This is a genomic window from Paenirhizobium naphthalenivorans, from assembly GCF_007992095.1.
Lineage (GTDB): Bacteria > Pseudomonadota > Alphaproteobacteria > Rhizobiales > Rhizobiaceae > Allorhizobium > Allorhizobium naphthalenivorans.
In genome coordinates this window covers 1-21987 of sequence record NZ_BJZP01000025.1, presented here as the reverse complement: position 1 = coordinate 21987, position 21987 = coordinate 1, and the positions used below count along the sequence as shown (strand labels likewise).

Genomic DNA, 21987 nt, shown 5'->3' with positions numbered 1-21987 from the left:
TATGTCGCATATGCGACTGGCCTTTTCGTGCCAGGACAGATGGCGTCCTGCGCGGACTATCGCGACAGCCGGTGTTCGTCGTCGATCAGGGTCACGCGGCCGGGCGCCGTGCTGCCCCATGTCCACAGGACGAGATTGAGATCGTTATCCTTGGCGCCGGGGGCGAAGCTCTTCACGAGTAGCCCGCAACAACCGTCGGCGGCAAGCTGACGCGCGAAGGTTTGCGTTCTTGCCTCCCCGGCAATTTTCATCTGGTCGCGCCAGGTCGTATCGGCGAGTACCGCCGCATCCATGCCGTGCGCCTGAAGGGCCGCGTCGTCGCGGCAGTCGAACACGCTCTCGATATCGGCCTCATAGGAAACCAGCGTCGTCGGTTGCAGGTTGCCAACCTGATTGGCCTCCTTCAGCGCCGTCATGATCGTCAGCGACGTGTACAGAGCCGGCATGCCTTTCGGGTTGAACCTGCCGCCATAGAGTTCCGCGCCGCGTCCGGACAAAGGCTCACGGGCGTAGATCGGATTGAGCGCCCGGTAGAGCTTTCCTTGATAGTGCATTGGCGGGCCTATGCGTGAACGCCGGCGTCGACCGCGTCGATATAGTCGAGCACCTCGTCGGCGCGACCGTTGCGGACCAACTGCATCGCAGTCTGGCCGGAGAAACCGGACAGTGGTTCGGAGCGATACCAGGCATAAGCCATCAATGCCGATCCGAACCGCGGTTCGACCTTGTTGACGATCTCGATCATCTCGCGCAGGCGCCGCTGCGTTCTGTCGGAGCGAATACGGTCCTTGCGCTGGATCGCATCTTTCCCGAGCCCGGCAGTGCGGGCGATCTCTTCACTGGTCGTGCGAAACGCATCGGCGATCTTGCGCGGTGCGAACAGTCCATCGTCTGCATATTGGGCGAGGCCCATTGTCCGCCTCCATCTTTCGAGCGCCATTAATATAGACGCTATATAGCGTCAATAATGGCGGCGTTCAACGCTTCTGGGAAAAGAAAAAGGAGGGAAGAAGAAACTCCTCTCGCAGCTCGGCCTTCCCGCCGCCGCAGTCGCTCAACCGCCCCCTGCGCAACCCTTCCCGTCGTGCTCGCAAGGCGTTGCCCCGCTCGACCTGACGGGCAAGCCCACTCGGGCGCAGTTGCGCCGGTCCGCCCGCCCTGCGGTCCGGGAGATGTCTTCGGAAAGAACTGAAGGCAGGAAGGACCGGTGAGGTACCGGTTCCGCGATCCCGGAAGGAACAGTTCCCATGCAGATCCTCAAACTCGACCCCCGTGCGTTAAAGGACAATCCCGATGATACGCGCCGGTTCAAATCGTCCCCGCAGGCCGATGCGCTGCTGCTGGCGACGGTGAAGGCCGTGGGCATCATCCAGCCGCCGGTGGTGTCGCCGCAGATCGATGGCGGAAACGGTTATGTCATCCAGGCAGGCCATCGTCGTGTGAAGCAGGCGATTGCCGCGGGCCTCGAAGAGATCGATGTCATCGTCGTCGAAGCCGCCAATGACAACGGCGCCATGCGTTCCATGATCGAGAACATCGCCCGCGAGCCTCTGAACCCGGTCGATCAGTGGCGTGGTATTGAGTGGCTGGTTGCACTGGGCTGGACCGAGGAAGCCATCGGCGTCGCACTCGCTCTGCCGGTCCGCCAGATCCGGAAGCTGCGTTTGCTGGCAAACGTGCTGCCGGTGATGCTCGACCAGATGACACTCGGCGACATGCCCAACGAACAGCAGTTGCGCACCATTGCATCGGCTTCGCTCGATGAACAGAAAGAGGTCTGGAAGGCGAACAGGCTATCGTCCGTCTCGTCGGCGCTTTGCTGCTCGAGCACAATGACGAATGGGCCGTCCAGCGGTCTCGATACATGACACTGGAAACAATCGCACAAATGAGCGATGATCCCCTCATCAGCCTGCCAGCCGTGGCACGCTGATATCCCATCCGGCCAACCGGAACACACCGTGGTTGTTAAGAGCTACACCACGCTACGGGACACGATCATGTGTCGGCTTCTTCATGTTCACCCGAGCGGATTCTATCCTTGGCTGAAGAACCCGTTGAGCAAACGGGCCAGCGAAGACAAACGACAGACCGATCTGCTGTTTCAGGCTTGGCAGGAGAGCGGCAAGGTCTATGGCTATTGCAAGCTTCTTGACGACCTTCTCGACCAGGGAAAGATGTGCTGCCCGAACCGCGTCGCACGTCTGAAACGGCTTGCCGGGATCAAGGCTGAGATCGGTTACAAACGCCGCCCGGTATCTATGGCGGCAGACCTGCCGTCGCTATCGACAACACGCTCGACCGGCAATTCGACGTGGCGGCTCCGGACAGGGCGTGGGACACGGACATAACCTACATACGGACCTGCGAGGGCTTCGCCTATCTCGCCGTCGTCATCGACCTCTATTCCCGCCGGGTCATCGGCTGGGCAATGCAGAGCCGGCAAACCACGGACGTCGTGCTGCTGGCCTTGCTCATGGCGGTTTGGCGACGCAAGCCCAAGGATCAGGGCTCCCAGTTCACCAGCATGGACTGGGCTACGTTCTTGAAGCAGGCTATTCAATGATCCCGCTTATGACCCGGCGATCATCAGTACGATGAGCGCCACGTTGGTTCGTGGGAGGCAAAGGGGCGATCACCGCCCATTGCCGGTCATGAAGCCAGAATTCTCCTGCCATGGTCCAAAAATCCCGTTAGTGGGGATAGTGAATCATACAGCACTAGCTCATTCAACCGCTTGATTGGTTTAGACCTTAAAGCGACGCGGTTTGCGTTCCATCATCAGCGAGCAGGATGCCATCCTCAGGACGCCATGCGATTTCCACGCGTTCGCCAAGGTCAAATGCCGAACCTTGCGGAGGCATTCGCGATGTCACGATCATTCCGTTCGGCAAGGCCACCTCGTATTTGGCGGATGAGCCGAGATAGAGCTTCTCACGGACCGTGCCCGACAAGATATTGGTGCGGTCATTAACGATACCCGTGCCGATCCTCTGTACCGCGACGGCGTCCGGTCGCAGAAGTATGGCATGCGCGCCCGTCGTTTCCGGCATCATCGCCACAACTACGTCCTTGTCGCCGATAGCCATCGCAGTTGCATCATTTATCACCCGGTATGGCCCGCGCAGCACCGAGCTTTCGCCGATGAACTGCCCCACAAACAGCGTCTTCGGGTGCATGTAAAGTTCCTCGCTCGTGCCGACTTGCTCGATCCTGCCCTTGTTGAACACCGCGATGCGGTCCGAGAGGACCAGAGCCTCTTCCTGATCGTGCGTGACATAGACGAACGTGCTGCCCAGCTCGCGGTGGATGCGTTTGATTTCGAGTTGCAGCACCTCGCGCAGCTTCTTGTCCAATGCGCCGAGCGGCTCGTCCATCAGAAGCAGAGGCGGCGCGAAAACCATGGCGCGGGCCAGCGCCACACGCTGCTGCTGGCCACCGGAAAGGGCGCTTGGATAACGGTCGGCAAAGGTCTCCAGCTTCACTTTGGCCAGAGCCTCGTGCACGCGCTTCTCACGTTCGGCTTTCGACATGTTCCGCTGCCGCAGAGGATAGGCGACGTTGGCGGCCACCGTCATATGTGGAAAAAGAGCGTAGTGCTGGAAGACCACGCCGATATTGCGTTTGTGGGCCGGCAGGTTGCCGATGGAGCGCTCGTCGAGCCTGATGTTGCCCGCGCTCAGCGAAGTGAAACCGGCAATCAGGTTCAGCGTCGTCGTCTTGCCCGAACCGGAGGGGCCGAGAAAGGACATGAATTCACCCGGCTGGATCCTGAGACTCACATCGTCGAGGGCAGTGAAGTCGCCGTAGAACTTGCTAGCGCCCCAGATGTCGATAGCAGCCCCGGCAGAGGGTCCGGCATGCGTCATGATTTACGTCCTTTGGGAGTTCCGATCAGAAGGCCCGCGCCGATGAGAAGTGTCGTGACGGCGAAGACAAGCGAGCCGAGCGCCGCCACGGTCGGGTCCGCATCGCGGGTCATCGAGGCGAAAATCTGTACCGGCAGGGTCTTGAGTTGCGGGCTGGTGATGAAAAGGGAAACGATTACCTCGTCGAAGGAGGTGACGAAGGCGAACAGCATACCGGAGAGGATGCCAGGCATGATCAGTGGCATGGTGATAGTGATAAAGGTCGTGAGCCGCGAGGCGCCGAGACTGGCCGCAGCCGCTTCCAGCCGAACGTCGAAGACGGCGAGGTTGGCGCTGACGGCAATCAACACGAAGGGCAAGGCAAGCAGCGTGTGGGCAAGCACATAGCCAGTCCACGTGCCGACCAGACGCGCATCCAGATAGACCGCGTAGATGCCGACCGCCAGAACAACGCCCGGCACGATCATCGGCGTGATGAGGACGAGCCGCATGAGACCGGCGGTGCGGCTCTTCATCCGTTCCAGACCGAGAGCCGCCATCGTGCCGATGACGGTCGCGACGACCGACACGATGGCGGCGACTTTCAGCGAGTTCAGCAGGCTGCCTGACCAGTCGCGGCTTGCGAAGATATTCTGGTACCATTGCAGGGAAAAACCCGTCGGCGGAAACGCCAGCGACTTCTTTTCCGCAAACGACATCGGGATGATGACCAGCGTCGGGGCGACCAGCCAGATGGCGACAAGCACGCAGGTCAGGCCGAGCAGGAGACGTCCAGGAAGTCCGGTCATTTTCCGCTCCCGCTCATGTCATATTTGCGCCGCATGAAGGGGCCGGTAACGGCGAGGAAGCCCAGCGTGGCGATGAGGAGGATGACGCCCATCGCACCGCTGCGTCCCCAGTTCAGCAGTGATAGCGCCTGTTGCTGGATCAGGGTTGACAGCATGGTGCTTTGCGGGCCGCCAAGCAGCAGCGGTGTGATGTAAAAGCCAAGCGCCAGAATAAAGACGATGATCGAACCGGCAAAGACGCCCGGCAACGAGAGCGGCAAATAGATCTGGAAGAAGGCCTTGAGCGGCATCGCGCCGAGGCTTCCGGCCGCCTGCAACAGGCGTCGGTCGATGCCGCGCATGACCGAGTAGAGCGGCATGATCATGAAGGGCAGCAGGATCTGTGTCATACCGATCATGACACCGAGCTGGGTGCGGATAAGGCGGATCTTTTCGAAACCGAGCGCGAGTAGCGTGCGGTTGATCACGCCCGAATCCTGAAGGAGAATGACCCAGGCCAGCGTCCGTACGACGCCGGAAACCCAGAAAGGAACCAGCACGCACAGAATGAGCAAGAGCCGTAGGCGGCGCCCCGCGACCGACATCGCAAAGGCATAAGGATAGGCGATCACGATGCAGCACAGCGTCACCCAGAAGGCGATCTTGAAGGTGCGGCCGAGAACGATGAGATTGATGTCTGCGCTGAAGAACCAGAGGTAGTTACCGAAGCCGAGGGCCGGGTCGGCGAAGCTGCGGAGGACGACAATGGCCAGCGGCAGGGCCATGACGGCGATGAGCACCGCAAGGGCCGGCAGTGTGAGAATAAGACCGCTGCGCCGGTTTCCAGCCTCTTCGGTGGACGTTCCAGCTCTGGAGGGGGACATGGCATGCTCCTGTTGCGTCGATCGGCCTGGAACCCGGCCGGGACGGGGACGTTGCGTCCACGACCTCTTGGCCCCGGACGCAACGCTTCTTGTGATCAGTTACCGGCGATGAACGAGGCCCACTTCTCGTTCAGCTCGGTGTTGTGATCCACCCAGTAGCTGATGTTGTAGTTGTAGGCCTGCGCCAGCTTTTCCGGTGTGCTGGTCAGCCACTTGGTCGTCAGTTCGTCGACCTTCGGCTTGGCGTCGATATTGATTGGCGAATAGGAGGTCGTTTCGGTCATGATCTCCTGTGCCTTCTGACCAAGATAGGCGTTGATCAGCGCATAGGCACCGTCGAGGTTCTTCGTGCCGAGTGGAATGGTCAACTGGTCCTTGACGACGACCCAGTCCTTCCACACCGGCTCGTATTCGGCGCCGTTGGCGACCGCGGCCTTGCCACGGCCGGACCAAACGATGGCCATGTCCGTTTCGCCCGATTCCATCATCTGTTGCGACTGCGAGCCGGTCTGCCACAGAATGAGGTCGTCACGCATGCCACGATACTTGTTGAGCGCACGGTCGATATCGGCCGGGAACAGCTTATCCTTTTCGACGCCGTCATTGAGAAGCGCCAGCTCGATCATGTATCCTTCCGCATCGCCATAGCCCGGAATGGCGCGTGTGCCAGGGAATTTCTTGGTGTCGAAGAAATCTGCCCAGCTCGTCGGCGGATTGTCGCCGTAGGTCGATTTCTTGTACATCAACACAACTGCATAGTTCATTGCCGGAACACTGCATTCGCCGACCTGACCTGGAGGGATCTTGGAAATGTCAATCTTGCTGAAGTCGAGCTTCTGGAACAGTTTGCCGCAATGGACGAAGGGCATGAGGTCTCCGGTATCGACCACGTCCCACATCACGTTGCCGGCTTCGACCTGCGCCTGGATCTTGGCCTGTTCGGTAGGGCCGTCGGACAGGAGATTGACCCCTGACGCCGTCACAAAGTCCTCCAGCGCCTTGAGCTGACCGTCCTGATAGACGCCACCGTAGGAAACGAAGGTGAGCGTCTTGCCCTTTAGCGATCCCTCCGCAACCTTTCCGGCAACCGGCGCCTCCTGGGCCGCGGCCGGCATCGAGAAGACGAGGCCCAAGGCCAGCGAAACACCCAATCCGATTGTAATTCTCATTCGGCAGTCCCTCTCGTAGTTAAGCCATGATGACAGGTCCGGTCGAGCGGCAATGCCTTCGACCGGGTTTCGAGCATGTGGCCTTACCGAGCAGCGGTGCGCGCAGCCGTCAGGGCGCGCGCCATACGCATCCGGCATGGGCGTTCTGGTCTGAACTGTCTTTCTCCGACAGCGTTTTTGTTCCCCTCGGTCTTTTCGCCGAGCCGCTTTTCGGCTTGACCGCCGAGTACGCGTGTTGTTTGCGAGAAAAGAAAACCACCGTAAAACTTTTTTGTAAATAAAAAAAATGCCAAAAAATTTTATTGCATAAAAAATCAACGCTCATAAATTGATGTGGCAACGCGACGGTCATGGTGCATCCGCACGCTTTGAACACGCCGCGAAAAAGGGAACAGTTCAGCTATCACCATGAAGAACCTCTATTTGGAAACGGCGCGTCCACAGGTCGCCGCGCCAGCGCTATCGGAAAATATCACGGCGGACGTGGCCATCGTCGGCGGCGGCTATACGGGCGTTTCCGCCGCGCTGCATCTTGCCGAGCAGGGCATCAGCGTAGCACTGGTCGAAGCCGGCGAGATCGGCCACGGGTGTTCGGGTCGCAATGGCGGGCAGGTCAATCCCGGCCTGAAAGTCCTGCCGGATACGGTGAAGGCCCATTGGGGCACGGAACGCGGCGAGCGGATGAACCGAATGGCTTCGGATGCCACTAGCTACGTTTTTGATCTCATCGAGAAGTATGGCATCGATTGCGCACCGAGTCGGACCGGCACGATACGCGCCGCCATCGATGCCGCCGGTGTGAGGCAGGTTCGTGCGCTCGCAGATCAATGCAGCCGTGACGGCCTGCCGGTTCGCTATGTCGATGCCGCCGAAATGGCGAACATGACTGGCACCACAGTCTACAAAGCGGGAGCCTTTGACGCGCGCGGCGGTCACGTCAATCCGCTGGCTTATACGCGTGGCTTGGCCCTGGCGGCGCAGCAGGCCAAGGCAAGACTCTATGCCAACAGCCGCGCCACTGCCCTGAGCAAAAGCGGCCCATCCTGGATCGTCACGACGGAGAAGGGAAAAATCACGGCGTCCGACCTCATCGTCTGCACCAACGGCTATACCGGCGACCTATGGCCGGGCATGCGACAGGCGCTAATCCCCGTCTACACCTATATCGCCGCCACCGATCCGTTGCCGGAGCACATTCGCCGGACGATCATGCCCTGTGGCTCGGCGCTCTACGAGGCCGCGTGGGATGTCGTCTATTACCGGGTGGACGATGCGGGCCGCTTGCTGATGGGCGGACGCGGGCCGCAACGCGATGCCCGCACAGACGCCGATTACCGGCATCTCGTCGATTACGCCTTCAAGCTCTGGCCGCAGCTCAAGGGCACGACCTTTCCTTGGTCGTGGCACGGTCAGGTGGCAATCACACAGGATCACTTCCCGCATCTCGTCGCGCCGGAAAAGAACGTCCACCTCATGTTCGGCTATAATGGCCGTGGTATCGCCGTTTCGACGATGGCAGGGCATATGCTTGCCGAACGGATCGCCTCGGGTGGAACAGCGGATGTGGACCTTTCAGTGCGGGACCGGTTGACGCCCGTGCCTTTCCACGATTTCTGGCGCACCGGCGCGGAGATCACGATGAGCTGGAACCGTCTCAAAGACTGGGTTCGCGGGCGCTGATTCAGGCATTTTGAGACATTGAAGGAGCCCACATGCAGTTTGCGGTCGAAAATCCGAAACTGGTCGATCACACCACCCTGGAATACAAGGGCAAGTCGGATGTCCCCGACGCCGTGAGGCTCTCGGGAAACCCCAGTTCCGAATCCTGGTCCTGCGAACCCTTGCCTGGAGGCAAGAGTGTCCGCTACGGACTCTGGATGGGTGAGCCCGGCGCAATCGCGCTCGCCGCCTATCCCAACGATGAGTTCTTTACCGTCATCGACGGGCGCGTTCAGCTTGAAAACAGGGACGGTTCCATTCTGGATGTAAGGTCGGGGGAAACCTGTCTGATCCGTCGAAACTGGGCCGGTGTTTGGCGCACGGTTGAGAAAACCCACAAAGTATTTGTCGTGATCGTGCCCGACGATCAAGGCTGATCGCGCTCCACCGCGCCGGCGGACGATACAAAACGAATGGCGTTGCAATGGTGGCATCGCGGTCATCGACGAGGTAGAATGTGGTCTATCTAATTGTCGGCGATCGCGGACACGAAAATTCACAATTATAATAACAGGAATGGTGCGATTGGCCACCATGACGGGGCGAGGAGACGAGGTTGAGCTTGCACGACGAGGAACCTATTGAAGCGGGACGTGCGATCGCTGGAGACCGTATGCAAAACACGTCTGTCAGCGAGCTCGGTGGTCGCATTCGCCTGCGCCGCAAGGTGAAGAGATTGACGCTCGCGCAGGTGGCCGAAGCCGCAGGCATCTCCACGGCACAGCTCAGTCAGATCGAGCGTGGCAACGCCATGCCCTCCGTAGACAAGCTGGTCTTGCTATGCCAGGCCATCGACATGCCAGTGAGTTGGTTATTCGACGGCGCCGATCATACAGGGCCGGCCTCCACGGAAAGCCGGTTAATCGTGCGCAAGGCAAAGCGACGGCACATCGTCTTCCAGAAAAACGGCATGGAAAAGGATATGTTGACGCCGGATTCCATGCCCCAGATTCAGATGATGCGCTTAGTGCTGAGCCCCGACGGCACCACCGGCGACATGCCCTACAACGAGAAAGAAGGCGCCAAATGCGGCCTTCTTCTCAGAGGGTCCATATCGCTTGAGATCGACGGAGAGGTCTACCGGCTCTACGCCGGAGACTCTTTCGCTTTCAGCGCCACAGCCCTCATCCGCTTCTGGGCGGAAGGCGAGGAGAGCGAAATCATCTGGGCCTGCACACCCGCCTTCTACTGAAGAACCTATGGCACGGGAGGGCGGATCCAATGGATTTGGGCGGCAACTGCCGCCCCTTTAGAGTGCGGCGGCGAAGAGATTTCACACAGCGGAGACGATTGAGACGAAGCGCTGTGAACTTCCGGTTGCTCAGACAGCCTGTTTCTTCAACAGTTTGATCGGAAATCGCTTGGCCGCTTTCACCGACTATCCGCTATGTCGGCCGATCATCCAAGGGCCGCGGGCCCTCGCCATTTTTCGGTGGCGGCGATCCATTGCAGCGTCCTTAGCTCGGGCTTGTCATTGCGGATGATGTCAGTGACGACGGCCGCGCTATCGGCACCGTGGGCAAACACACCCTCGACAAGATCAACGTTCAGCCCTCCGATGGCGACCAGAGGCAGGTCGCCGACGCGCGACTTCCAATCAATCAGCCTTTTCAGCCCTTGCGGCGCCCATTTCATCTGCTTGAGGATTGTCGCGTAGACCGGTCCAAGCGCGATATAGTCAGGGCTTGCCGCCAAGGCGGTCTGTAATTCGGTGTCATCATGGGTTGAAAGGCCGAGTTTCAAGCCGGCTTCCCGGATGGCGCCGAGGTCCGCCGTCGCGAGGTCTTCCTGGCCAAGATGAACGAAGTCACAGCCTTCCTCGATCGCAAGCCGCCAGTAATCATTGACAACCAGCTGGCATTGATGGGCGGCGCAGAGCGCCAAGGCGTGGCGGATCTCGGCGCGCAGCTCTATGTCCGGGCGATCCTTGATCCGCAATTGCACAAGCCGGACGCCGAGCGGCACCAGGCGTTCGATCCATCTGGCACTGTCGACGATGAGATAGAAGGGGTCGAGGGTCATGCGAACACCGCCTTGCCGATCACCGGCGTGGAGGGGACCGCCATATCCCGGGGTTCCAACGGGTCGGCGAGATAGGCGTCGCGCCCGGCGGTAATGGCGGACGCAAAGGCGGAGGCCATGACAACCGGATCGCCGGCGCCGGCTACGGCGGTGTTGAGCAGAACGGCGTCAAAGCCCAGCTCCATCACCCGGCAGGCATGGGATGGCCGACCGATCCCGGCGTCGACGATCAGCGGCACGTCCGGAAAATGGTGCCGCATCGCCCGCAATGCGGGTACGTTCTGCGGTCCCGCGGCGCTGCCGATCGGTGCGCACCAAGGCATCAGCACCTGGCATCCGGCATCGAGCAGCCTCTCCGCCACGACCAGATCGTCGGTCGTATAGGGGAAAACCCTGAAACCGTCGTCACTCAGGATTCGGGCCGCCTCCACGAGCGCAAAGACGTCGGGCTGCAGCGTGTCATGATGGCCGATCACCTCCAGCTTGATCCAGTCGGTGGCGAAGACTTCGCGCGCCATCTTCGCGGTCAGCACCGCCTCGGACACGCTGTGGCAGCCCGCCGTGTTAGGCAAGATCCTGACACCAAGGCTCCGGATCAGATCAAAGAACGCGCCGCCCGATTTACCGCCGGCCGTCTCCCGTCGCAGCGAGACTGTGACGACATCGCTGCCCGAGGCTTGCACGGCGTCGGCCAGAATGACCGGCGACGGATAGCGCGAAGTGCCCAGCAGCAGGCGTGACGCGACTGGCGTTCCATAAAACTCCAGCATGATCAGCCTCCCTGCATCGGCGAGAGGATTTCGATCCGGTCGCGGGGTTTGAGCGCATAATGCGGGCGATCCTCGCGGTGGACGAGTTCTCCGTTGACAGCTGTGGCCAGCCAATCGCCGACGTATTCCAGAGCTTCTAGCAGTTCGGCGAGGGTGTTTGCCTGAACGGCCTGTTCTTCGCCATTGACGATGAAGGTCATGAGCAATGCCTTTCGCTGTTGGGGATGGTGTTGGTCAAAATCTCGGCCACCTGCCGCGCCATGGCCGGCCCCAGAAGAAAGCCGTGTCGGTGGAAGCCGTTGACGCAGATCCGGCGGCCCTCGACCGTGACGCGCGGCAGGTTGTCGGCATAGGCCGGCCGCACGCCGACGCCCGTTTCCACCACACGGGCCTCGCCGAAGGCCGGATGCAGGGCATAGGCGGAGTTGAGCAGTTCCATCAGCGAACGGGCAGACATCGGTCCGGCATCGTCGCTTTCGATCATTGTCGCTCCAACCATGAAGCGGTTATCGTCGCGTGGCACGACATAGAGCGGAACGCGCGGATGCAGTAAGCGCACCGGGCGGGAAAGGCTGATCTCCGAGGTTTCGAGAAAGAGCATTTCGCCGCGCACGCCGCGAAGGCCCCTCGTCGTGCCGATGGCCGTGGCGCCTGTGCAATCGATAACCCTGTCAAAGCCCTTCACTGTGTCATCGAAATCGTGACCGAAATGAAAATGAATGCCGTTTTCGACGAGAACCTGGTGCAATCCGGCCAAAGCCTTGCGCGGGTCGAGATGGGCCTCGTCGCGGAAGAGCAGCGCTTTCCTGAAGCGTCCGCCAAGGGACGGTTCAAGGGCCTCGATGCCCGCGCCGTCAAGCCAGTCGCAGCCGCGGGTTCGCCCGGCAAAGCGTGTCAATTCGCTGACGTCCCTGCCAGGCGTGACCACCAGCGTTCCGTTGCGGGTCACCTGTCCGGGCAGTGCCCACTCCCACCAGTCCGCCGCCATCCTGCCGAGTGTCAGCACGGCTTCATCGGCGCTTTCGCGCTCGCACCAAGGCGCCAGCATGCCGCCGGCAAAGCTGGAGGCGCCGGTCGCCACTTTATCCGCCCGCTCGACGACGTCGACCTCTATCCCTCGGCGCATGAGTTCCAAGGCTACCGTAAGGCCGGCAACGCCGGCCCCCTTGATTAGGACCCGCATGTCATGCGCCGGTCGGCTTGGTTTCAATGGTGCCGCCGAGCGGCATGTAGAGTTGGCCACCTTCGCGGAATCTCTCCGCCATGGCGGCCAGACCCTCCTTCTGTGCTTCGGTACGGATGTCGTGGGAGATCCGCATGGAGCAGAATTTCGGCCCGCACATCGAACAGAAGTGCGCCACCTTGTGGGCCTCCTTCGGCAGGGTCTCGTCGTGCATCGAGCGGGCGGTGTCCGGATCGAGGGAAAGGTTGAACTGGTCTTCCCAGCGGAACTCGAAGCGCGCGCGCGACAGCGCGTCGTCGCGAACCTGGGCGGCAGGGTGTCCCTTGGCGAGATCGGCGGCATGGGCGGCGATCTTGTAGGTGATAACGCCAACCTTGACATCGTCGCGGTCGGGAAGGCCGAGATGCTCCTTCGGCGTCACGTAGCAGAGCATGGCCGTGCCGAACCAGCCGATCATCGCCGCACCGATGCCCGACGTGATGTGATCGTAGCCGGGGGCGATGTCGGTGGTCAGCGGCCCGAGCGTGTAGAAGGGAGCCTCGCCGCAGGTCTTCAGCTGCTTGTCCATGTTCTCCTTGATCTTGTGCATCGGCACATGGCCGGGGCCTTCGATCATCACCTGGCAATCCCTGGCCCAAGCGATCCGGGTCAGTTCGCCGAGCGTTTCCAGTTCCGCGAATTGTGCGGCATCGTTGGCGTCGGCGATCGAGCCGGGCCGCAGGCCGTCACCGAGCGAGAAGGAAACGTCGTAGGCGCGGCAGATGTCGCAGATCTCCTCGAAATGCTCGTAGAGAAAGCTCTCCTTGTGGTGGTGCAGGCACCACTTCGCCATGATAGAGCCGCCTCGGCTGACGATGCCGGTAACGCGGTCGACGGTGAGCGGGATGTAGTGCAGCCGAACGCCGGCATGGATGGTGAAATAGTCGACACCCTGTTCGGCCTGCTCGATCAGCGTGTCGCGATAGACCTCCCAGGTCAGGTCCTCGGCGATGCCGCCGACCTTCTCCAGCGCCTGGTAGAGCGGCACCGTGCCGATCGGAACGGGTGCATTGCGGATGATCCAGTCGCGGATATTGTGGATGTTGCGACCGGTCGAAAGGTCCATGACGGTGTCGGCGCCCCAACGGATCGCCCAGACCATCTTGTCGACCTCTTCCTCCATCGAAGAGGTGACGGCCGAATTGCCGATATTGGCATTGATCTTCACCAGGAAATTACGACCGATGATCATCGGCTCCAGTTCCGGGTGGTTGATATTGGCGGGAATGATCGCCCGCCCGGAAGCTATTTCCTGCCGGACGAATTCTGGCGTGACATAGTCTGGGATATGGGCGCCGAAGCTCTCGCCGTCTCGGCCGAGTGCCTGTTCCGGCATCCGCCGGCCGATGTTCTCGCGGATGGCGACGAATTCCATTTCCGGCGTGATGACGCCAGCGCGCGCATAGGCGAGCTGGGTAACGGCCTTGCCGTTGATGGCGCGACGCGGCCGGTTGCGGATCGGGAATTCCGGCGTCAGTCGATCGCCGGTGGCAAAGCCATTGTCTTCTGGCTTCACATGGCGGCCATCGTAAACCTCCAAATCGCTACAGGCGGCAAGCCAGCGTGCGCGAATGCGCGGAAGCCCACGCTCGATGCCGATCGTTTCCGCGGTTTCGGTATAGGGGCCGGAGGAATCGTAGACCGTCACCGGCGGTTCGCCCGAGGTTGGATGAAGCATGATTTCGCGCATCGGCACGCGGATGTCGGGGTGCAGAATGCCGGGCCTATAGACCTTGCTGGAGGCAGGCAGTGGTCCGGTCGTGATTGCGGAATGCTGGTTTTTCGGGGCAATGTTCATCGTGAGGCTCCAAGTTTGCGGTTGGAGACCCAGTCATGTCAGCCGGAAAGATGGAAAGACGCCGATACGGATTCCACCCGTGAATCCGAACCTTTCGAGCGCTTGCACCGTCCCTACGCCAGTATGAACTGGATCAGGTTCAACGGGTCACTGCGCGCAATAGCAGTATCTCAGCCCCTTGCCGGGACCCCCCTGGTGAATGCGGGAAAGGGTAAAAGCTTGCCAGCGCGCCTGTCAAGGCGCAGCGGATTGGATTGTACGTGAAACTGGAGGCTCTGTTACAAGAATCTGGTTAATGCCTGAAAAGGCGCTTCAGCTTTTCAGCAATGGCATTCAGAATTATAGGCTCGCTCCGCAAATCTCGGAGTGGCAATTTCATTTCCGATGGTCGACATGCCGTTAGCCGAGAAATTCGCGACAAGGTCGCAACGCTTCTCGCAGGCTCATTGTCTCGCTTGAGCGCAAATCGAGATCGGCCTCTATATGGGAAATGTGGCGCAGCATGTATTCGGTGGCTCGCGCGACATCACCGTGTTCGAGAGCGTCGAGAATTTCGCCATGTTCGTCATGTCCGCAGCTTGAGACGCCGGTGCGGCCATAGAGGGCGATAACGAGGGACGATCGCGCCACCAACTCATCCATGAATTTCTCCAGAATGGCGTTGCCCGCGACCTTCGCCAGCATCAGGTGGAAATCCCCGGAAGCTTTGATTTCCGCTCGTCTGGCGCTTGCGCCGCGCTCGGTTTGATAGCGTGCCTCTTCCTTCAGTTGTTCGCGGAACCTGGCGAGGTCGTCAGCCGTCAATCGTTCAGCCGCGGCGGCCACAATGCCAGGCTCGATTAACCGACGCGAAGCGAAAATCTGTAACGCCTCTTCTGGCGAAGGATCGGATACAAACGCCCCCCTGTTGCGTTCGGTCTTGACCAGGCCCTCGAAGGCCAGCATCTGCAGCGCGTCGCGCACCACCGTGCGGCTGACGTCGAACAATACGCCGACCTCGGCTTCGGAAAGCTTGGTCCCCGGGGCCAGCCGCCGATCAACGATCGCGTCGCGGAGCTGGTCTCGAATGGCGCGGGTTCTGTCCTCCTTTTGCGGGTCGGCAAAAGTGGTGCTTTTTTCCATGGTCTTCACGCTGTCATTTCGATCTCACTTATTTCTACCGCCGCCCGCAGACGATGGGAATAGCAATATGAAACCAATAACGAGAAACATTGCGTGCGAAGCTGTTTGAAATTGTGTGCAATCGCGTAAATTTTATGCATGCAAAATTGCGACGTCCTTGTCTGCAAGATGCCCACCTCAGTCGATCCTCATGATTTCAATGCCTTAGATACATAGGGCTAAAATGGCACGGCTTATGCATCGTAAAGGGGGACGAGAAGGGACCCTCCATGAGCAAAGCCGCTGACATTGAAATCGCCGCCGTCTCCAAGGTCTACGGAACGACAACGGCCGTTGATGCCATAAGCCTGAAGATACCGGCGGGAAGCTATTGTTGCCTGCTTGGGCCATCCGGCTGCGGCAAGACCTCGACACTTCGCATGATCGCCGGCCACGAGAGCATATCGAGCGGCGATGTGCTGCTTGGCAATGTCAACGTGACGGACCTGCCGCCGGCCCGCCGCGGCACCGCGATGATGTTCCAATCATACGCCCTCTTTCCGCATCTCGATCTCGTCGACAATGTCGCTTTCAGCCTGAAAATGAAGGGCATCGACAAGCCCACGCGCCGGCGCGAGGCGATGGAGATGCTGAAGCTCATGCAATTGGAACCCTACGCTACCCGACGGCCGGCGCAGCTTTCCGGCGGTCAGCAGCAGCGCGTGGCGCTCGCGCGCGCCTTGATCACCAAGCCGGAGGCCTTGCTGCTCGACGAGCCGCTGTCGGCGCTCGACCCCTTCTTGAAAATTCGCATGCGGGCCGAACTCAAGAAGCTGCAGGCATCGCTTGGAATGACCTTCGTTCATGTGACCCACAGCCAGGAAGAGGCGATGGCCTTGGCCGACCTTATCGTGGTGATGAATGACGGGCGTATTGAACAGGCCGCGCCGCCGCGCGCGGTTTTCGAGAAGCCAGCGACCGCCTTCGTCGCTCGTTTCATGGGTGACCACAATGTCATCTCCGGGCGGATCGTCGAACGTCGGGCCAATGGTACTGTCATCGAGGTCAACGGCGGCGGCAAGTTCTTCGCGCTCGGTCAACCGCCGGCTACGCAGGAGACGGCCGATATCGCGATCCGAACGGATCATGTCCGCCTGCGCGCGAGCGACAGCGATACCCTCGGCCTCACCGGCATAATCACCAATGTCGAATATCTCGGCGCCACCGTGAAGCTCTCGGTCAACGGAGCGGGCGTCGAGGACTTCACCGTTGTCATCGATGACGCCGATTATTTCGCCAAACCGGTCAAACCCGGCGAAGCGGTGCCGCTCTCCTGGGTGGAGGCGGATGCGATCGTTCTCGGTCGCCTAGGGGAATGAAAGCCAATACCAGCTCAGAACAGGAGAACAGCGCATGACTGAGAAAACCAAGAAAGCCACCGGCGTTACCCGCCGCTCATTGCTGAAGACGGCATCCGCCGCCGCTGGCCTTGCCGCCGGTTCCGGTGTCATCACCGGCTTTCCGACGATCTGGGCGCAAAACCCGATCACGCTGCGCCAGTTCGGCACCGGCGTATCGAACATCAATGCCATTGCCGACAAGTGCAAGGAAGACCTCGGCATAACGCTCGAGATGACGGCGACAGATTCCGACGCCGCCGCCCAGCGCGCCGTGACCCAGCCAAACTCCTATGACGTCGCCGACATAGAATACTGGATCCTGAAGAAGGTCTTTCCGACGGGCGTGATCCAGCCGATGGATACGTCCAAACTGAAATATTACGACAAGATCGTGCCGCTGTTCAAAACCGGCAAGCTGACGCCCGACAGCGTGATTGCGCAGGGCACGGCGCCGCACACCGTCGGTTATGTCGACAAACCTGGTGACAAGGCCTTCGCCAAGGGTGAAACCGGTTGGTTCACGATGGTTCCAACCATTTACAATGCGGATACGCTGGGCATTCGTCCCGACCTCGTCGGCCGTGAAATCACCAGCTGGGCCGACATCATGGATCCGGCCTTCAAGGGCAAGACCTCGATCCTCAACATCCCGTCGATCGGCATCACGGATGCGGCGATGATCTGCGAAGCCATGGGCATTATCAAATATGCCGACAAGGGCAATATGACGAAGGCCGAGATCGACACCACGATCGACTTCCTCATCAAGGCCAAGCAGGACGGCCAGTTCCGCGCCTTCTGGAAGTCGTTCGACGAGTCGGTCAACCTGATGGCCTCGGGTGAAGTGGTTATCCAGTCGATGTGGTCGCCGGCCCCGGCATCGCGTCAGCCGGCATCTTCGCCTTCCTCACCTCGTGGAACGAATTCGCGCTCGCCTCGCAGCTCACCCGTTCCGTCACCTCCAAGACCCTGGCTGTCGGCCTGCTCGACTATACCGCGGAATTCACCATCGACTGGCGCGGCATGTGTGCGCTGGCCGTCGTGATGATCATCCCGGCCCTCGTGCTGACCTTCATCGTGCAGAAGCATCTCGTTTCCGGCCTCACCTCCGGCGCAGTCAAAGGATAGACCATGGCAACCGTCACCCTCGAAAAGCTGGTCAAGCGCTATGGCGCCCTTGAAGTGGTCCACGGCATAGACCTCGAAGTGGCCAACCGCGAATTCATCGCGCTCGTCGGTCCGTCCGGCTGTGGCAAGTCGACGACGCTCAGGATGATCGCCGGGCTGGAGCCGATCTCCGGCGGCAACCTGAAGATTGGCGGCCGGATCGTCAATGACCTGCCGCCGCGGGCCCGCAACCTCGCCATGGTGTTCCAGTCCTATGCGCTCTATCCGCACATGACCGTGCGCGAGAACATGGGCTTTTCGCTGAAGATCGCCGGCATGAAACCGGAGGAGATCAGCCCCCGTGTCGAGGAAGCGGCCAGCACCCTTGATCTCACCGCCCTTCTCGACCGCCGTCCTTCGCAACTCTCCGGCGGCCAGCGCCAGCGCGTCGCCATGGGCCGCGCCATCGTGCGCGATCCGGAAGTCTTCCTGTTCGACGAGCCGCTGTCGAACCTCGACGCCAAGCTCAGAACCCAGATGCGCACGGAGATCAAGAAGCTCCACGCCAAGGTGCAGTCGACCGTCATCTACGTGACCCATGACCAAGTGGAAGCGATGACGCTCGCCGACCGCATCGTCATCATGCGCGACGGCTATATCGAACAGGTGGGCTCCCCGGAGGAAGTGTTCCAGCGCCCGAATTCGAAGTTCGTCGCCGGCTTCATCGGCTCGCCGCCGATGAACCTCAAGGATGCCGAGATTGCCGACGGCCGCATCGTCTTCGCCAATGGCGAGAGCCTGCCGCTGCCGAAGCAGTTCGCTGACCGCGTCTCCGCCGGCCGGAAGGTCACTTTCGGGCTGCGCCCCGACGATCTCTACCCGACTGGGCACGGCATCCATTCCGGCCACGAGACCGATGTTCACACACAGGATCTGAGGGTCAGCATCACCGAACCGCTCGGCAACGAGACACTGGTCTTCTCCGAATTCGGCGGTCACGAATGGGTCGGCCGCATGCTGAACCCGCGCCCGCTGAAGATGGGTGAAATGCTGGGCTTCTGCTTCGACCTGTCCCAAGCGCATCTGTTCGACCGCGACAGCGGCAAGACATTGAGGGGCTGAGCGATGGCCCAGATCGAACGCGTGGAACTGCGAATGGTCGACCTTCGCCCGAAGGTCGAGCGGACCGATGCCATTCAGAGCTTCGTCAGCCAGGAAACGCCGCTGGTCACTGTGACCGACAGTGATGGCGCTATTGGCACAGGCTACAGCTACACGATCGGCACGGGCGGATCGTCGGTGATGCGGCTTCTTGCCGACCATCTCGCACCGCGGCTGATCGGCCGCGATGCCGACCAGATCGAGGCCATCTGGCACGAACTGGAATTCGCCACCCATGCCACGACAATCGGCGCGATCACCTCGGTCGCGCTTGCGGCCATCGACACCGCGCTTTGGGATCTTCGCGCCCGCAAGCAGGGCCTGCCGCTATGGAAGCTCGCCGGCGGCGCCAAGGACCGCTGCCCACTCTACACCACCGAAGGCGGCTGGCTGCATATTCCGACCGAGGCGCTGGTCGAGGATGCGCTGGACGCAAAGTCCAAGGGCTTCCGCGGTTCCAAGGTGAAGATCGGCAAGCCGGGCGGTTTCGAGGACTTCGCCCGCCTGTCGGCCGTTCGCAAGTCCGTCGGCGATGCCTACGAGATCATGACCGATGCCAATCAGGGTTTCGCCGTCGACGAGGTGATCCGCCGTGCCGAGCGCCTGCGCGAGCTCGACCTTGCCTGGCTGGAAGAACCGCTGCCGGCCGACGACATCGGCGGCCATGTGCGGCTCAACCGTTCGACATCGACGCCGATCGCGGTCGGCGAGTCCCTTTATTCGATCCGCCATTTCCGCGAATATATGCAGAAGGGTGCCTGCTCCATCGTCCAGGTCGACGCCGGCCGGATCGGCGGCATCACGCCGTGGCTCAAGGTCGCCCATGCGGCGGAGGCCTTCGACATGCCGATCTGCCCGCATTTCCTGATGGAATTGCATGTCAGCCTGACCTGTGCCGTGCAGAACGGAAAATATGTCGAATACATCCCCCAACTCGACGACATCACCACCTCCCGTCTGGTGATCGAGGACGGTCAGGCGCTTGCGCCGATGACGGCGGGGCTTGGCATCGAATGGGACTGGGACGCGATCAAAAGCCGCCGGATCACCGAATTTGACCGCGAGATCCGGTAAGCGAGGAGGACATCATGCAACGCAAGGGAATGGTGATCGGCCTAAGACCCGAGAAGATCGCCGAATACAAGCGGCTGCACGCCGCCGTCTGGCCGGACGTGCTGGCGATGATCTCGGACTGCAATATCCGCAACTACGCGATCTTCCTGAAGGAACCGGAGAACCTGCTGTTCTCCTTCTTAGAATATCACGGCACTGACTATGAAGCCGACATGGCGAAGATGGCCGCCGACCCGAAGACCCAGGAGTGGTGGGCCGTCTGCATGCCCTGCCAGTCACCACTCGACAGCCGGAAAGAGGACGAATGGTGGGCCTCGATGGAGGAGGTGTTCTTCCATGCGTGACCTGTTCGACCCCAGATCGCTCTCGCAATCCTGGGCCCTGCCCGCGAACCCGCGTCCGATCGTGACCTTCGGCGCAGGCTCGATCGTCGGCGACGCGCATTATCCGGCCTACCGCAAAGGCGGCTTTCCCATCGCCGGTCTCTATGATCCCGACCACGAGAAGGCGAAGGCCCTAGCTGAGAAATGGGGCGCGAAGGCTTACGCGACCGTTGAAGAAGCCGCAGCCGTTGACAATGCCATCTTCGATCTCGCAACACCGCCAGGCATACACGCGAAGGTGCTTGCCGCCCTCCCCGATGGCGCGGCCGTGCTGATCCAGAAGCCGATGGGTTCGGACCTCGCCGCGGCAACCGAGATCCTGACGCTTTGCCGGGCAAAGAAACTCAAGGCCGCCGTCAACTTCCAGCTGCGCTTCGCGCCGATGATGCTGGCGCTAAAGGACGCGATCGCCAAGGGGTTGCTCGGCGACGTTGTCGACTTCGACGTCTATCTCGCGCTCGATACCCCCTGGCAGCTCTGGTCCTTTCTCGAAGGCCTGCCGCGTATCGAGATCGCCATGCATTCGATCCACTACCTCGACTTGATCCGCCAAGTGCTCAACGACCCGAAGGGCGTGCATGCGAAATCCATCGGCCATCCCAACCACAAGATGGCCCAGACCCGCACCACGGCGATCCTCGACTATGGCGACCGCGTGCGCTGCGCGCTGTCCGTCAACCACGACCACAAGTTCGGACGCAAACACCAGGCCTGCGAATTCCGCGTCTGCGGAACGGAAGGTGCGGCTTACGTTCAGCTGGGGGTCAATCTCGACTATCCGCGCGGCGAGCCGGACATTCTGGAAATCTACCCGAAGGGCGGGAGCGAATGGATAAGCGTGCCGCTCGAAGGCACCTGGTTCCCGGATGCCTTCGTCGGCCGCATGGCCAATCTACAGCGTTTCGCTGCCGGTGAAGACGAGGAGCTCGTCTCCTCGGTCGAAGACGCCTGGATGACGATGGCGGTGGTCGAGGCGCTCTATGCCTCGAACGCCGCCCCGGCCACGCCGCTCGCCGAAAAGCCCTGACAAGGAAGACACCATTGGAACAGCTGAAATACTACGAAGACTACCAGATCGGCGAACAGCGCCAGACCACCGGCCGCACCATCACCGAGACCGATTTCATCGTCCATGCCGGCCACACCGGCGATTTCTTCCCGCACCACATGGATGCGGAATTCGCCAAGACGACGCCATTTGGTCAGCGCATTGCCCATGGAACCATGGTGCTTTCGATCGGCATCGGGCTTACCGCCTCGGTCATCAATCCGGCGGCCTTCTCATATGGTTATGACCGGATGCGCTTCATCCGCCCGGTCTTCATCGGCGACACGATCCATACCCGGGTAACGATCCACTCCAAGGACGACGATCCGAAACGCGCCGAGGTCGGCCGCGTCGTCGAACGCACCGAGGTCGTCAACCAGAAGGGCGAGGTCGTGCTCGCCGCCGACCACATCCATATCGTCGAGCGCCGGCCGAAGGCCGCCTGACCGAACAGCATCCAGAAAGGAAGACCCATGTCCCTCTCTCTCGACAA

Annotated in this window: 22 protein-coding genes, 6 pseudogenes and 1 riboswitch; of the genes and pseudogenes, 14 read left to right on the top strand and 14 right to left on the bottom strand. The window is 60.8% G+C overall.

The window, feature by feature from the left end:
- Positions 1-56 precede the first annotated feature (56 nt).
- Both RNA01_RS18930 and RNA01_RS18925 read right to left on the bottom strand, forming a co-directional pair.
- The gene (locus RNA01_RS18930; RefSeq protein ID WP_147181731.1) at positions 57-554 is read right to left on the bottom strand and encodes an RES family NAD+ phosphorylase; all 498 of its coding nucleotides are present in this window, start codon (positions 552-554) and stop codon (positions 57-59) included.
- A gap of 8 nt (positions 555-562) precedes the next feature.
- Positions 563-913: an antitoxin Xre/MbcA/ParS toxin-binding domain-containing protein gene (locus RNA01_RS18925; RefSeq protein WP_147181730.1), complete on the bottom strand. Its 351-nt coding sequence runs from the start codon at positions 911-913 to the stop codon at positions 563-565.
- 334 nt (positions 914-1247) lie between these two features.
- On the opposite strand from RNA01_RS18925, the pseudogene RNA01_RS18920 reads away from it, so the two are divergent.
- The 3 pseudogenes from RNA01_RS18920 to RNA01_RS18910 form a co-directional block, all read left to right on the top strand.
- Positions 1248-1793 (top strand): annotated as a pseudogene (locus RNA01_RS18920) (ParB N-terminal domain-containing protein); the annotation flags it as partial.
- Positions 1787-1933 (top strand): annotated as a pseudogene (locus RNA01_RS18915) (IS256 family transposase); the annotation flags it as partial. The pseudogenes RNA01_RS18920 and RNA01_RS18915, both read left to right, overlap by 7 nt.
- Positions 1934-2000: 67 nt before the next feature.
- A pseudogene (locus RNA01_RS18910) lies at positions 2001-2551 on the top strand (IS3 family transposase); the annotation flags it as partial.
- Positions 2552-2561: 10 nt separating this feature from the next.
- Here the strand turns inward: RNA01_RS18910 and RNA01_RS18905 are convergent.
- From RNA01_RS18905 to RNA01_RS18880, 6 genes and pseudogenes are all read right to left on the bottom strand, one after another.
- Positions 2562-2678, bottom strand: a pseudogene (locus RNA01_RS18905) (transposase); the annotation flags it as partial.
- A 75-nt stretch (positions 2679-2753) separates the two neighbouring features.
- Complete coding sequence (locus tag RNA01_RS18900; protein ID WP_147181729.1) at positions 2754-3869, bottom strand: ABC transporter ATP-binding protein; 1116 nt, start codon at positions 3867-3869, stop codon at positions 2754-2756.
- Positions 3866-4657, bottom strand: a complete 792-nt coding sequence (locus RNA01_RS18895) for an ABC transporter permease (protein WP_147181728.1) — start codon at positions 4655-4657, stop codon at positions 3866-3868. Before RNA01_RS18895 ends, RNA01_RS18900 begins: the two co-directional genes overlap by 4 nt.
- On the bottom strand, positions 4654-5520 hold the full coding sequence (locus RNA01_RS18890; protein ID WP_147181727.1) for an ABC transporter permease: 867 nt from the start codon (positions 5518-5520) through the stop codon (positions 4654-4656). Before RNA01_RS18890 ends, RNA01_RS18895 begins: the two co-directional genes overlap by 4 nt.
- 95 nt (positions 5521-5615) lie before the next feature.
- Positions 5616-6689, bottom strand: a complete 1074-nt coding sequence (locus RNA01_RS18885) for an extracellular solute-binding protein (protein WP_147181726.1) — start codon at positions 6687-6689, stop codon at positions 5616-5618.
- Between the two features lie 109 nt (positions 6690-6798).
- Positions 6799-7041, bottom strand: a complete 243-nt coding sequence (locus tag RNA01_RS18880) for a hypothetical protein (RefSeq protein WP_147181725.1) — start codon at positions 7039-7041, stop codon at positions 6799-6801.
- A 56-nt stretch (positions 7042-7097) separates the two neighbouring features.
- On the opposite strand from RNA01_RS18880, the gene RNA01_RS18875 reads away from it, so the two are divergent.
- From RNA01_RS18875 to RNA01_RS18865, 3 genes are all read left to right on the top strand, one after another.
- Complete coding sequence (locus RNA01_RS18875; protein ID WP_147181724.1) at positions 7098-8369, top strand: NAD(P)/FAD-dependent oxidoreductase; 1272 nt, start codon at positions 7098-7100, stop codon at positions 8367-8369.
- Between the two features lie 32 nt (positions 8370-8401).
- On the top strand, positions 8402-8785 hold the full coding sequence (locus RNA01_RS18870) for a cupin domain-containing protein (protein ID WP_147181723.1): 384 nt from the start codon (positions 8402-8404) through the stop codon (positions 8783-8785).
- A 185-nt stretch (positions 8786-8970) separates the two neighbouring features.
- Positions 8971-9600 carry a helix-turn-helix domain-containing protein gene (locus RNA01_RS18865; RefSeq protein WP_147181722.1) on the top strand — a complete coding sequence of 210 codons (630 nt, stop codon included), beginning with the start codon at positions 8971-8973 and terminating at the stop codon, positions 9598-9600.
- Between the two features lie 206 nt (positions 9601-9806).
- Here RNA01_RS18865 and RNA01_RS18860 read toward each other — a convergent pair whose 3' ends face one another.
- The 6 genes from RNA01_RS18860 to RNA01_RS18835 form a co-directional block, all read right to left on the bottom strand.
- Positions 9807-10430 (bottom strand): thiamine phosphate synthase, encoded by a 624-nt coding sequence (locus tag RNA01_RS18860; protein ID WP_147181721.1) that lies wholly within the window; start codon positions 10428-10430, stop codon positions 9807-9809.
- On the bottom strand, positions 10427-11200 hold the full coding sequence (locus tag RNA01_RS18855; protein WP_147181720.1) for a thiazole synthase: 774 nt from the start codon (positions 11198-11200) through the stop codon (positions 10427-10429). Before RNA01_RS18855 ends, RNA01_RS18860 begins: the two co-directional genes overlap by 4 nt.
- Positions 11201-11202: 2 nt before the next feature.
- Entirely contained in the window at positions 11203-11400 is a 198-nt protein-coding gene (gene thiS, locus RNA01_RS18850) for a sulfur carrier protein ThiS (protein ID WP_147181719.1), read from the bottom strand.
- Positions 11397-12383: a glycine oxidase ThiO gene (thiO, locus tag RNA01_RS18845; RefSeq protein WP_147181718.1), complete on the bottom strand. Its 987-nt coding sequence runs from the start codon at positions 12381-12383 to the stop codon at positions 11397-11399. The genes thiS and thiO overlap by 4 nt, the downstream gene beginning before the upstream one ends.
- Position 12384: 1 nt before the next feature.
- Positions 12385-14220, bottom strand: coding sequence for a phosphomethylpyrimidine synthase ThiC (thiC, locus tag RNA01_RS18840; protein WP_147181717.1), 1836 nt, complete (start codon positions 14218-14220; stop codon positions 12385-12387).
- 92 nt (positions 14221-14312) lie between these two features.
- A riboswitch (TPP riboswitch) is annotated at positions 14313-14424 on the bottom strand.
- 195 nt (positions 14425-14619) lie between these two features.
- Positions 14620-15342, bottom strand: coding sequence for a GntR family transcriptional regulator (locus RNA01_RS18835; RefSeq protein WP_147181756.1), 723 nt, complete (start codon positions 15340-15342; stop codon positions 14620-14622).
- Between the two features lie 269 nt (positions 15343-15611).
- Here RNA01_RS18835 and RNA01_RS18830 point away from each other — a divergent pair, with 269 nt between their 5' ends.
- From RNA01_RS18830 to RNA01_RS18795, 8 genes and pseudogenes are all read left to right on the top strand, one after another.
- Positions 15612-16700, top strand: coding sequence for an ABC transporter ATP-binding protein (locus tag RNA01_RS18830; protein ID WP_147181716.1), 1089 nt, complete (start codon positions 15612-15614; stop codon positions 16698-16700).
- A gap of 34 nt (positions 16701-16734) precedes the next feature.
- Positions 16735-17604 (top strand): annotated as a pseudogene (locus tag RNA01_RS18825) (ABC transporter substrate-binding protein); the annotation flags it as partial.
- Positions 17586-17849, top strand: a pseudogene (locus RNA01_RS18820) (carbohydrate ABC transporter permease); the annotation flags it as partial. The pseudogenes RNA01_RS18825 and RNA01_RS18820, both read left to right, overlap by 19 nt.
- A gap of 3 nt (positions 17850-17852) precedes the next feature.
- Positions 17853-18950, top strand: a complete 1098-nt coding sequence (locus RNA01_RS18815; protein ID WP_147181715.1) for an ABC transporter ATP-binding protein — start codon at positions 17853-17855, stop codon at positions 18948-18950.
- Positions 18951-18953: 3 nt separating this feature from the next.
- Positions 18954-20063: a mandelate racemase/muconate lactonizing enzyme family protein gene (locus tag RNA01_RS18810; protein ID WP_147181714.1), complete on the top strand. Its 1110-nt coding sequence runs from the start codon at positions 18954-18956 to the stop codon at positions 20061-20063.
- Between the two features lie 14 nt (positions 20064-20077).
- Positions 20078-20407 (top strand): L-rhamnose mutarotase, encoded by a 330-nt coding sequence (locus RNA01_RS18805; protein ID WP_147181713.1) that lies wholly within the window; start codon positions 20078-20080, stop codon positions 20405-20407.
- On the top strand, positions 20400-21473 hold the full coding sequence (locus tag RNA01_RS18800) for a Gfo/Idh/MocA family protein (RefSeq protein ID WP_147181712.1): 1074 nt from the start codon (positions 20400-20402) through the stop codon (positions 21471-21473). The genes RNA01_RS18805 and RNA01_RS18800 overlap by 8 nt, the downstream gene beginning before the upstream one ends.
- 14 nt (positions 21474-21487) lie before the next feature.
- The gene (locus RNA01_RS18795) at positions 21488-21940 is read left to right on the top strand and encodes a MaoC family dehydratase (protein WP_147181711.1); all 453 of its coding nucleotides are present in this window, start codon (positions 21488-21490) and stop codon (positions 21938-21940) included.
- Positions 21941-21987 lie beyond the last annotated feature (47 nt).

Excerpts from the sequence above, each read along its gene's own strand:
- thiO (WP_147181718.1), bottom strand. The coding sequence starts at position 12,383 with ATGCGGGTCCTAATCAAGGGGGCCGGCGTTGCCGGCCTTACGGTAGCC.
- thiC (WP_147181717.1), bottom strand. The coding sequence starts at position 14,220 with ATGAACATTGCCCCGAAAAACCAGCATTCCGCAATCACGACCGGACCA.
- RNA01_RS18930 (WP_147181731.1), bottom strand. The coding sequence starts at position 554 with ATGCACTATCAAGGAAAGCTCTACCGGGCGCTCAATCCGATCTACGCC.
- RNA01_RS18880 (WP_147181725.1), bottom strand. The coding sequence starts at position 7,041 with ATGACCGTCGCGTTGCCACATCAATTTATGAGCGTTGATTTTTTATGC.
- RNA01_RS18860 (WP_147181721.1), bottom strand. The coding sequence starts at position 10,430 with ATGACCCTCGACCCCTTCTATCTCATCGTCGACAGTGCCAGATGGATC.
- RNA01_RS18890 (WP_147181727.1), bottom strand. The coding sequence starts at position 5,520 with ATGTCCCCCTCCAGAGCTGGAACGTCCACCGAAGAGGCTGGAAACCGG.
- RNA01_RS18875 (WP_147181724.1), top strand. The coding sequence starts at position 7,098 with ATGAAGAACCTCTATTTGGAAACGGCGCGTCCACAGGTCGCCGCGCCA.
- RNA01_RS18800 (WP_147181712.1), top strand. The coding sequence starts at position 20,400 with ATGCGTGACCTGTTCGACCCCAGATCGCTCTCGCAATCCTGGGCCCTG.
- thiS (WP_147181719.1), bottom strand. The coding sequence starts at position 11,400 with ATGACCTTCATCGTCAATGGCGAAGAACAGGCCGTTCAGGCAAACACC.
- RNA01_RS18925 (WP_147181730.1), bottom strand. The coding sequence starts at position 913 with ATGGGCCTCGCCCAATATGCAGACGATGGACTGTTCGCACCGCGCAAG.
- RNA01_RS18810 (WP_147181714.1), top strand. The coding sequence starts at position 18,954 with ATGGCCCAGATCGAACGCGTGGAACTGCGAATGGTCGACCTTCGCCCG.
- RNA01_RS18885 (WP_147181726.1), bottom strand. The coding sequence starts at position 6,689 with ATGAGAATTACAATCGGATTGGGTGTTTCGCTGGCCTTGGGCCTCGTC.
- RNA01_RS18805 (WP_147181713.1), top strand. The coding sequence starts at position 20,078 with ATGCAACGCAAGGGAATGGTGATCGGCCTAAGACCCGAGAAGATCGCC.
- RNA01_RS18895 (WP_147181728.1), bottom strand. The coding sequence starts at position 4,657 with ATGACCGGACTTCCTGGACGTCTCCTGCTCGGCCTGACCTGCGTGCTT.
- RNA01_RS18900 (WP_147181729.1), bottom strand. The coding sequence starts at position 3,869 with ATGACGCATGCCGGACCCTCTGCCGGGGCTGCTATCGACATCTGGGGC.
- RNA01_RS18815 (WP_147181715.1), top strand. The coding sequence starts at position 17,853 with ATGGCAACCGTCACCCTCGAAAAGCTGGTCAAGCGCTATGGCGCCCTT.
- RNA01_RS18855 (WP_147181720.1), bottom strand. The coding sequence starts at position 11,200 with ATGCTGGAGTTTTATGGAACGCCAGTCGCGTCACGCCTGCTGCTGGGC.
- RNA01_RS18835 (WP_147181756.1), bottom strand. The coding sequence starts at position 15,342 with ATGGAAAAAAGCACCACTTTTGCCGACCCGCAAAAGGAGGACAGAACC.
- RNA01_RS18870 (WP_147181723.1), top strand. The coding sequence starts at position 8,402 with ATGCAGTTTGCGGTCGAAAATCCGAAACTGGTCGATCACACCACCCTG.
- RNA01_RS18830 (WP_147181716.1), top strand. The coding sequence starts at position 15,612 with ATGAGCAAAGCCGCTGACATTGAAATCGCCGCCGTCTCCAAGGTCTAC.